The organism is Streptomyces sp. NPDC102462, assembly GCF_044765425.1.
Taxonomy (GTDB): domain Bacteria; phylum Actinomycetota; class Actinomycetes; order Streptomycetales; family Streptomycetaceae; genus Streptomyces.
On sequence record NZ_JBIWKB010000122.1, the window covers coordinates 1 to 8,893 of the forward strand.

10 protein-coding genes and 1 pseudogene are annotated in these 8,893 nt (G+C 69.4%); 2 read left to right on the forward strand and 9 right to left on the reverse strand.

Annotation, left to right across the window (positions count from 1 at the left end):
• Window positions 1–234: 234 nt before the first annotated feature.
• Window positions 235–639, reverse strand: coding sequence for a DUF1992 domain-containing protein (locus tag ACIRFL_RS43140; protein ID WP_404041077.1), 405 nt, complete (start codon window positions 637–639; stop codon window positions 235–237).
• Between the two features lie 103 nt (window positions 640–742).
• Between ACIRFL_RS43140 and ACIRFL_RS43145 the strand changes: the two genes are divergently transcribed.
• Window positions 743–1,135 carry a hypothetical protein gene (locus tag ACIRFL_RS43145; protein WP_404041080.1) on the forward strand — a complete coding sequence of 131 codons (393 nt, stop codon included), beginning with the start codon at window positions 743–745 and terminating at the stop codon, window positions 1,133–1,135.
• A gap of 28 nt (window positions 1,136–1,163) precedes the next feature.
• On the opposite strand, the gene ACIRFL_RS43150 is transcribed toward ACIRFL_RS43145, so the two are convergent.
• Both ACIRFL_RS43150 and tgmC read right to left on the reverse strand, forming a co-directional pair.
• Complete coding sequence (locus ACIRFL_RS43150) at window positions 1,164–1,835, reverse strand: O-methyltransferase (protein ID WP_404041083.1); 672 nt, start codon at window positions 1,833–1,835, stop codon at window positions 1,164–1,166.
• 313 nt (window positions 1,836–2,148) lie between these two features.
• Window positions 2,149–3,301 (reverse strand): annotated as a pseudogene (tgmC, locus tag ACIRFL_RS43155) (ATP-grasp peptide maturase system methyltransferase).
• A 117-nt stretch (window positions 3,302–3,418) separates the two neighbouring features.
• Between tgmC and ACIRFL_RS43160 the strand changes: the two are divergent.
• Window positions 3,419–4,276, forward strand: coding sequence for a hypothetical protein (locus tag ACIRFL_RS43160; RefSeq protein ID WP_404041086.1), 858 nt, complete (start codon window positions 3,419–3,421; stop codon window positions 4,274–4,276).
• Here ACIRFL_RS43160 and ACIRFL_RS43165 read toward each other — a convergent pair.
• From ACIRFL_RS43165 to ACIRFL_RS43190, 6 genes are all read right to left on the reverse strand, one after another.
• A complete protein-coding gene (locus ACIRFL_RS43165) occupies window positions 4,264–5,121 on the reverse strand; it encodes an aldo/keto reductase (RefSeq protein ID WP_404041089.1) in 858 nt (285 codons plus the stop codon). The genes ACIRFL_RS43160 and ACIRFL_RS43165 overlap by 13 nt on opposite strands.
• Window positions 5,055–6,251, reverse strand: coding sequence for a JmjC domain-containing protein (locus tag ACIRFL_RS43170; RefSeq protein WP_404041092.1), 1,197 nt, complete (start codon window positions 6,249–6,251; stop codon window positions 5,055–5,057). Before ACIRFL_RS43170 ends, ACIRFL_RS43165 begins: the two co-directional genes overlap by 67 nt.
• Window positions 6,252–6,336: 85 nt before the next feature.
• Window positions 6,337–6,504: a hypothetical protein gene (locus tag ACIRFL_RS43175; RefSeq protein ID WP_404041095.1), complete on the reverse strand. Its 168-nt coding sequence runs from the start codon at window positions 6,502–6,504 to the stop codon at window positions 6,337–6,339.
• Between the two features lie 224 nt (window positions 6,505–6,728).
• On the reverse strand, window positions 6,729–7,577 hold the full coding sequence (locus ACIRFL_RS43180; RefSeq protein ID WP_404041098.1) for a helix-turn-helix domain-containing protein: 849 nt from the start codon (window positions 7,575–7,577) through the stop codon (window positions 6,729–6,731).
• 16 nt (window positions 7,578–7,593) lie between these two features.
• On the reverse strand, window positions 7,594–8,121 hold the full coding sequence (locus ACIRFL_RS43185; protein WP_404041101.1) for a DUF6879 family protein: 528 nt from the start codon (window positions 8,119–8,121) through the stop codon (window positions 7,594–7,596).
• Entirely contained in the window at window positions 8,090–8,356 is a 267-nt protein-coding gene (locus tag ACIRFL_RS43190; protein WP_404041104.1) for a hypothetical protein, read from the reverse strand. Before ACIRFL_RS43190 ends, ACIRFL_RS43185 begins: the two co-directional genes overlap by 32 nt.
• Window positions 8,357–8,893: the final 537 nt, after the last annotated feature.

The following is an 8,893-nucleotide window of genomic DNA, read 5'->3' on the forward strand; positions in this document are numbered from 1 at the left end:
CACGGACGCACCGGATCTACCTCACCCGCCCCGGCATCACGCCTGACCAGCGCAAACCCAGCCACCACATTCGGTTTCGAGAAGCCCTCTCAGGCGCCCAAGCCCCGGTTACGGCTGAACCACGTCAGGGACAACGCCCCCAAAGGGGCGCAGGGAACTGCGCGATCGGCCACGACGGCGCCGCACCCGCCGAACGACACACTGAGGCAACCCGTGATGCGCCCCAGCCCCGGTCTACGCGCCGTGACGTTGGTGCCACTCCCGCACCACCTCTTCGACGTCGTACGGCTTCATACCCAGCGCCGGCCCCGGCGGCGGCTTGAACATCATGTCGCGGATCTTGACATTGATCTCCGCGATGATCTTCCGCGCGACCCGCTCCGAAGGAGCCGCGTACGCCGCCGCGAGCGCATCCTCCGCCTCCTTGCGCAGCGCCAGCGCAGGCGGCAGAAACGCCATCCCCTCGCGGGCGAGCTTGCGCTTGACCCACCACAGCTCGTCGTACGTTGCCTCGACATCCCGCGGCAGCGGCTTGCCCGCGCCGGTGAGCCGGTCGAACTCGCCGCGCCCCTGCGCGTCATGGATCTGCCGGTCGACCCAGGACTCGAACGGCACGCCCGGTGGCTTTCGCTCGGTCATGTGTTCATTGTGCCGGACGCGACGACACCGGGCGATTTATCATTCGGCCGCTGCCGCAAAGGCAGTTCACGACGGAACGCCGCGCATCTCAGGGGGAACGCACGTGCTCGAACTCACCATGGCCACCGTCTCCGGGGCCGACGCGGGCGCCACGGCCGGCATGCTCATGGCCGACGCGCCGAGCGAGCCGGGCGCGGTGCTGCGCGTGGGCCGGGACGGGTCCGTATGCCGGCTCGCCACGCCCGACGACTGGCTGTTCGTCTCCCGTGTGCACCTGGAGTTCCTGTGCGGCCCCGACGGCGGCTGGCAGGTGACCTGGCTGCGCGGCTCGCAGTCCGACCCGTCGTCCGTGGTGCGGCTGACGGTCGGGGAGTACGCCCAGAGCGTCGCGTACGGCGCCAGTGTGGCGCTGCCGCGGGGCGGCTCCGGAGAGATAGTCGTCCAGGACCGCTCCGGGCCGCGCAGCGTCAACGTCGGCTTCTACCACGAGGTGTAGTGCCCGCGCGGCGGCACCGATCCAACCGTCACGGAAGTACGCGGGCCAGCGCGAAGCCGTCGTAGCCCTTGCTGCCCACCGTCTGGATCGCCGTGCCGGACAGCCTGGGGTGGGCGGCGATCAGCTCGATGGCGGCGCGGGTGCCGACGACGTCCGGCTCCTCGCTCTCCGCGTCGAGCACACGGCCACCGCGGACGACGTTGTCCACGACGATCAGGCTGCCGGTGCGGGTGAGGCGCAGCGCCCACTCCACATAGTGCGGGTTGTTGACCTTGTCGGCGTCGATGAAGACCAGGTCGAAGGGGGCCGGGTTCTCGTCGGCGAGCTTGGGCAGCGACTCCAGGGCCGGGCCCACCCGCACCTCCACGACCTTCTCCAGGCCGGCCCGGGCGATGTTGCGGGTGGCGATCTCGGCGTGCTTCGCGCGGTACTCCAGGGAGATCAGACGGCCGTCGGCGGGCAGGGCGCGGCCGAGCCAGATGGTGCTGTAGCCGCCGAGCGTGCCGATCTCCAGGATGCGTCTGGCGTCCTGGATCTGGGCCAGGAGCTGGAGGAACTTGCCCTGGTTCGCGGTGACGTTGACGTGCGGCAGGGCGGCGGCCTCGCTGTCGCGCAGGGCCGCCTGTAGCGCCTCGTCGTCCGGTGAGAGGTGGCTGGTGAAGTAGAAGTCGACGTCGTCCCAGAGCTGCGACCCGCTCATGACCCCTTGCCTTTCCGTGTCCGGTACCTGTCTAGTACCCGGATTCCCCGCGGTGCCCTCCGGGGGGTTGGCCGCTTGGGAGCCTCGGGGTGTTGCCGGGCCTGGGCGCGTCAGGGGTTGCCTCGGTGTGTCGTCTGGCGGGTGCGGCGCCGTCGTGGCTGGTCGCGCAGTTCCCCGCGTGGCCCTGGCGGGGCTTTGGCCGGGCGCGTGAGGGGGTGCCTCGGGGTGTTGTCTGGCGGGTGCGGGGGCGTTGTGGCTGGTCGCGCAGTTCCCCGCGCCCCTTCGGGCGCGCTGCCCCGGCGGGGGCTTGAGATCAGAACAGGGTTGGCAGTGGCAGGGTGGGTAGGTGTGGGTGGCGTAGGTGTTGTTTGTCGTTGTGGATGTGCAGGGAGAATGTCTCCGGGGCCGGGCGGTCGGCCTCGTCATAGGCGTCCAGGATCCGCTCGACGCGCTCCCACAGCCGCACCGGGCCGGTCTCGCGTACGTGCCAGCCGTCGTCGTACGGGGTGAGGGTGGCGGTTGAGCCGGTCACCACGTCGACCAGGTGCACCACCTCGCCGACCGTGGTCATCTGGGCGTCCGGAACCGCGCTTTGGGCGAGGAACCGCAGGTGGAAGGCTTCCTGGGTGGCGTCGGTGATCCGATGGGGGCTGTGCCGACCCGCCCGCGGCTTCTGCGGCAGGCCGGTCGCCCAGTGGGCGGGGTTGCCGAAGGCCGGCGCCGCGTGGGCACACGCGGACATGAACGACACGGTGCCTGTCAGCAGCTGCCCCTCGGCTGTGCCGTCCTCGGCGACGGTCAGCAGTACGCGGGCGTATCCGTAGAGCCAGCCCGAGAGGGTGAGCAGGATCTTCCCGCCCGGCCGGGTCTGGGCCAGCAGCGCGGGCGGCACGGCGCGGAATGAGCAGGCGGCCACGATCCGGTCGAAGCGGACCTCGGGCCAGTAGCCGTACAGCCCGTCCGCCACGGCGAGCGTCGGGGTGTAGCCGCAGCCGTACAGCGCGCTCGCCGCGGTATCGAGCCGGTGTGGGTCGACCTCGATGCTGGTGATGCCGGCGGAGCCGAGACGCTCGCAGGCGAGCGCCGTCGAGTAGCCGGTCCCCGTGCCGATCTCCAGCACCGTGTGGCCGTCCTGGATATTGGCGTCGGCCCACATCCGCAGTACGAGCGAGGGCAGCGTGGACGACGACGTCGGGGCTCCGCCGTGCCGCCGCGCCGGGTTCTTCCAGTCGGGTTCTTCGCCGTCGAACTGTGTGATGAGGGTGGTGTCGCGGTACGCGGCGGCCAGCCACCGACCGTAGTCGAGTTCGGCGGTGGCCGGTTCCCCATACCGTCAGGCCCTGTCCGTCGCGCTCGTCGGCGGGCAGGTAGAAGCCGGGAACGAACCGGTGCCGCGGTACCTTCTCCACCGCCCGTCGCCAGCCCGGGTCGCTGAGAACCCCGTCCTCGGCAAGAGCCTCAGCCATAGCCGCCCGCAGCCGCGCCGCGTCGGTCCGCCCCACCTGCCCGGACTCGGGGACCGTACGGACCGTGACGGAAGCATTGCGGTCTGTACGGGCTCGGCCGATGCTACGGTCACGCATATGGCGCTCTCCGTATCTGTGGCTCGTGTCGCTGACCTGCGGGTTGAACCCGTTGATGCGGTTCTTGACCGAGTGGAGCGATCACTTCTGACGCGGCTGGAACGGGACACAGTTGTCCGTAAGCGACGCTCGGTCGGGGCGCGGACGGATCGTGATACGTGGGTGCGTATCGAGCGGCGAGGGTTCGACAAGATCGGCGTTCAGGGGTGGAACGGCAACGAGTGCGCCGCTCGGCTGGAGGGCATTGCTCAGCCCGCGTGGCAGGGATGTGTGGTCTGGCGGGATGCGGCCGAGCCCGTGATGTGGCGGGCCGACGAGACCGAGCTTCTGTCGGGGACGCCGATCGGCACCGCCGTACTGAGCGAGGACCCGAAGCTGCCGGATGAGTGGTGGAAGTCATTCAACACCTCGTTGGACACGCTCGCGGCTCAGGAGACGAGGCGCGTCGCCACCCCGGACACCATCACCATCACGCAGGCCCTCGTCACCGAGTCCATCCGTGACGCGTTCGCTGGTGACTTCGACACGACCGTTGAGCGGTGGGTGCCGGCCCACGCGGATCTGAACTGGGCCAACATGACCGCGCCGATGTTCTGCCTGTTCGACTGGGAGGACTGGGGGGACGCGCCGCGCGGGCTGGACTCCGCTTCGCTGTGGGGAAGCTCGCTTGCCGTCCCGGCTCTGGCCGATCGAGTACGGCAGGAGCGGCGCCGTGACTTCGAGAGCCGGGACGGCAAGCTGATGACGCTGTTCGTGTGCTCGAAGATCCTCGGGCCGGATGCGCACCCGGAGGACCCCCGGCTGGAGCCCGCACGCCGCATGGCCGAACAGATCGTCGCGGAGCTTCAGACGGGCTGACCGCGCGACCGGCCTCGGAGGAGGCTCCGGTACTGGCGGATTGCCTGCTCGTCGACCTCGCCGGCCAGAGCACCGATCAGTTCGCCCAGATGGGCGGGTTCGTCGGCGCCCACGGCAATGCTGCCGACCTGGGGGAGGCGGTAGGCGGCCCGGAATGCCGCCTGTACGCGGGAGAGTCCGGCGCCGCCTCCGAGGAAGACGCGGGGGTCGATCCTGTCCCACACTGGGGCGCCCGTGCTGCCTCCGAACGGGCTCATGCCCCACACCATGCTGCCGCCCGTTCCCAACGCCTCAGCGACGGCATCCGCGGCGTCGAGTGTTCTGATGCCGACCAGCAAGCCGGCACGGACCATGAGGACGGACGGCCTCGGCGTGGTCGCGTCGATCAGCGCCGGCAGTGGTGACGGGTCCCAGGACGCGATGCCCCAGGCCCCGCACATTCCCTTCGCCGCGGCGTCGGCGAGGGCGGCGCATGCCAAAGCCAGAACATCCCGGTTGTGAGGGGCGGCTTCTTGGAGCGAGTGCTCCGGGTTGTGCAGGAACACCACGTCCGGCTCTCGTCCCAGGTCCCGGGCCGCCTGTTCCACGGCCCCGGACAGCCGAGTGGGGTCCAGGGAGTGTTCCGACCGGTCCGCCCTCGGGAAGTAGCCCACCTTCGTGGAGAGCGTGAACTTCGGCAGCAGATCGCCGGCCGTCCGGGCCAAGACCTCATGAGAGCGGAAGCCGAGGTAGTTGGTGCTGGTGTCGATCGCGGCGATGCCGAGATCCAGAGCGCAGGTCAGGAGACGGCGTTCGTGACGAGACCGGTGTAGCCCGAGGACAACTCGGGAGTCAGCGGTGCGCACATCTCCTCCTTCACCAGGATCTCGGCCACCTCCACGACTTCGGCCCCGACGACGGCCGCCGCCTGTTCCAGCGGGACCGGCCTGCCGCTCAACAGCAGACACAGCGCGGGCACGGCCTTGGCGGTGAGGGTGATCTTCTTCCCCGAGGCCACGACGTCGACGGTCTCGCCGTTCTCTCGGATCTGGGGAGGGAAGTGCGTGGTGCACACCGCGGCGTCGAGCGGTCCCAGGATGTCGAGGAACGGCACGTGCCGGGGGAGCGCCGTCGTCTGCTCGTACGCGGCCAGGAACTCGGCCGGGGGGCGCTCGCCGATCAGCCGGACGGCAGCGTCGGTCAGGGCCTCAGTGCCCCTCCCGTGCGCGCGATCCAGGTCGCGCCGGAAGATCTCGTGCTCTCGGCACCAGTCGCCCAGCCAGGCGAGCCAGCTCGCTCCCGTGCGCTTGGTGATCCCGAACGTGACGTGCAGGCTCTTCCCCGATCCGTGGCCGTTGCGGGTCGCTTGATGCCAGTGCCCGCGGGGAATGTGCATCACGTCGCCGGTCTTCATGACGCCGGCCCAGACGATCTCTTCGGCCGCAGTGTTGTTGGGGTCGGAGTCGCGGTACATGGGGACTTTGCGGGAGGTTCCGCGTACCTCCCACTCCTTCTCGCCGGCGAGCTGGATGATCAGGACGTCGTGGTCGTCCCAGTGCAGCGGGAAGCCCGCGGCGTCGTTCGTCGTCAGATACGCGTTGACCTGCACCCGCTCGTGGGACCACCACTGCAATGCCCGGCAGGCGACTTCCATCGTCGGGTCGAAGACATTGACCTGGTCGAGGATGAGCGTCGCGCCTTCCCCCAGCAGTCTGCCCAGGCTGCGCATGTCGACCATGGGGATGCTCTGGCCCCGGGGGCTGACGGTGTCGGTGTAGTAGACGGCCGGGTGGACTTCCTCGCCCTTCTGGAAGCACCGGAACTGCGGGCGGTTCAGGCTCCTGCGCATGGCGATGTCGAGCAAGCGGTTCGGGGTCAGGATGCGGGAGACGAGGGCCGGGTCGTCGATGCTCCCCCGCATGAAGCACTTGCCGAGCTCGTCCACTCCGTGCCACCCGAGCGCCGTCTCGATGGCCTTGATCAACTGGTGTTCCATCACTGCCTCCTCATGAGCGCGACCACGTGACGCAGCTGCGGCGGGGGTCCGCACGGCGAACCGCGCGGACCCCCGCCGCCTGGTGCTACTCGATGTCGGTCAGGTTGCCGTCACCGCCCGGCCACGGGGCATCGCCGGAACTCCCCGCGTTGTCGGACCGGAGGCTGTCGTACCGGTCGTGGACGGCGGTCAGTTCCTCTACCGCCACCAGGAGGCCACTCGGGTCCGGCGGCGGTGTCGTGCTCTCTGCCACCTCGTGCTCCTTCCTCTTCGGTTTTCCCGGCCATGTCACAGGGAGGTGCGCAGGCCCCCCAGGACGCGGGCGAGGAGCGCCACGTCAGGGTGACGCGGTTTGGTGCGGGCCGGCTGACGGTGCCCCGGAGCAGACAGCACGGGGAGCTGGCCTTCCGGCGACGTCAACGACCGTACGAAGGCCGTGAGTTCGGGCTCAACGAAATTGCGGGTTATTGCGGAACGTCATCCGAGGGTGTTGATCGCCGAGTTGATGAGGGCGCGAGCGTGGTCGCCGTAGACGGCCATCTTCGCGAGTTCGGCGAACGCCTTGCGGTAGTCGGCGATTTCGCGCGGTTGCCTGATGTTGATCTCGGCGGTCAGGGTCTCCACCACGGCGTGGGCGTCGTCGAAGACGTAGAACGCCTCCAGGGGCCAGATGACGCGCTGGGCGGTGAAGGGGATGACACCGAGCGAGACCGAGGGCAGCGGCAGGACGTCGAGCAGGTGCCGGAGCTGGTTCGCCATCGTCTCCCGGTCGCCGATCCGCGAGCGCAGAACCGACTCCTCCAACAGCACGACGAAGCGGTGGCTTCCCTCGTGCAGGAACCGACTACGGGCGAGGCGGGCGGCGACGGCCTCGGCGACGTCGTCGGGGGTTCCCTGGAAAGCGGTGATCGACTGCATGAGGGCGGTGGCGAAGTCGGCGGTCTGGAAGAACCCGGGAACGGCGTTGGAGCAGTACACGCGGCATACGGCCGCTTGCTCGTGGAGGGAGTAGAAGTCCTCCTGGACCTTGCGCATGCCGTTCTTGTGGATGCGTCGCCACTCCACGTACATGGAGTCGACGACCCGCGCCGTGGCGATCAGATCCTCGGTCTGGTCCTCCGCTCCACAGGCCGCGCACCAGGCTCTGATGTCCGCGTCGGAGGGTGCGGCCTCGCCCTTTTGGATGCGGCTCGTCTTCGCCGGATGCCAGCCGCACCAGGAGGAGAGCTCCTTCCCGGTGAGGCCGGCGTCCTGACGAAGGTGCTGCAAGCGCTTCGCGAGGGCTTCACGCGCCGCCTGGGCGCTGGACGAGGAGGAGGCGGGCATGGGGCCGAACGCGGGATCAGACGGTGAACTTCTCGTGGTCGATGCCGCGTTCCCACACAGCCTCGAACGCCGCGGCGACCATCTTCACCACGTCGGGGTCCTCGTTGAACTCATGTCCTGCCCAGTCGCCGTCCCCGGTGAACCAGTGGAACATCACTCGCCGGTCGTCGATCAGCCACAGGTCGTTTCCGGGAAGGGCGATGTCGGAGGCGAGGCGCCGGGGGAGCCAGCGGATCTGCTCACCAACGGTGATGTTGACCGCGGTCAGGGCGTGCTCCCACCGGATGTAATCGGTTGCCGGCTCGGAGACGATCCGGGCCCGGCGCATCTGGACGCCCCTGGCGACGGTTTCGCGCACCAGCGGGGTCCAGCCCTGCCAGAACGGCGAATCCGGGTCGAGGTCGGTCAGGCCGGTCCGAAGGAACTCCTCGAAGCCGGCCCTCTCATCGCCGACGCTGTAGACGTCGCGCATCTCCAGGTGGACGGCAGTGCGCTGGGCGGACCGCAGCAGCTCAGCGAAATCCGGCACGCCGTTCTGCGACATCACACGCCTCCCTCAGGATCGGCACCATGCGGGCGGGGATGCGGATCACCGTCTCATGCGCGGGAATCCCCGTGTCGTGTCCTGCGACCCACTCCGTTCCGCTCACCTGGGCCTTCAGCAACTTGTCGGCCTCCTCGCCCTGGAGGACGAGGTCGGCCGTCTCGTCCTCCACCCACACCGTCGGCGAGCCGCCTCCGGTGGTCTCCGGGTCGATTCCCACGAACTCTAGGGCCATGGTGCTCTCCCGTTCCAAGTCGGTTGCGGGTTCTTGCGGCGAAGCTTCCCGAGCGGTTGTGCCGGGTCAAGGGAGCGAGGCGTTCTTCGCGTCAGAATGGCTTGTTCATGCGGAGTTGTAGTCCGCCGGTCACTCCGCCCACGTGGCCCTGGCGGGGCTTTGGCCGGGCGCCTAAGGGTTGCCTCGGTGCGTCGTCTGGCGGGTCCGGCACCGTCGTGGCTGATCGCGCAGTTCCCGCGCCCCTTCGGGCGCGCTGCCCCCTCGGGGGTTTGGTGGTACCGGGGCTTGGGCGCCTCTGGGGTGCCTCGGTGTGTCGTCTGGCGGGTGCGGGGCCGTCGTGGCTGATCGCGCAGTTCCCCGCGCCCCTTTGGGGGCGCTGCCACTGGCGGGGTTCGGCTGTACCGGGGTCGGGCCGAGGCGAGGGGCGGGCGGTGTCCTAATCGTGTTGACCGCCCCGGGCAGGCAGTGCTGGAGTCGGCACGTGGACAGCATCCCCGCCAACCGGCGGCTCTGGAACCGGATCAGCAGCGCCTACCA

Coding starts and splice junctions, on each gene's coding strand:
- ACIRFL_RS43140 (WP_404041077.1), bottom strand. CDS start 639: ATGACCGAGCGAAAGCCACCGGGCGTGCCGTTCGAGTCCTGGGTCGAC.
- ACIRFL_RS43150 (WP_404041083.1), bottom strand. CDS start 1,835: ATGAGCGGGTCGCAGCTCTGGGACGACGTCGACTTCTACTTCACCAGC.
- ACIRFL_RS43160 (WP_404041086.1), top strand. CDS start 3,419: ATGGCGCTCTCCGTATCTGTGGCTCGTGTCGCTGACCTGCGGGTTGAA.
- ACIRFL_RS43170 (WP_404041092.1), bottom strand. CDS start 6,251: ATGGAACACCAGTTGATCAAGGCCATCGAGACGGCGCTCGGGTGGCAC.
- ACIRFL_RS43180 (WP_404041098.1), bottom strand. CDS start 7,577: ATGCCCGCCTCCTCCTCGTCCAGCGCCCAGGCGGCGCGTGAAGCCCTC.
- ACIRFL_RS43185 (WP_404041101.1), bottom strand. CDS start 8,121: ATGTCGCAGAACGGCGTGCCGGATTTCGCTGAGCTGCTGCGGTCCGCC.
- ACIRFL_RS43190 (WP_404041104.1), bottom strand. CDS start 8,356: ATGGCCCTAGAGTTCGTGGGAATCGACCCGGAGACCACCGGAGGCGGC.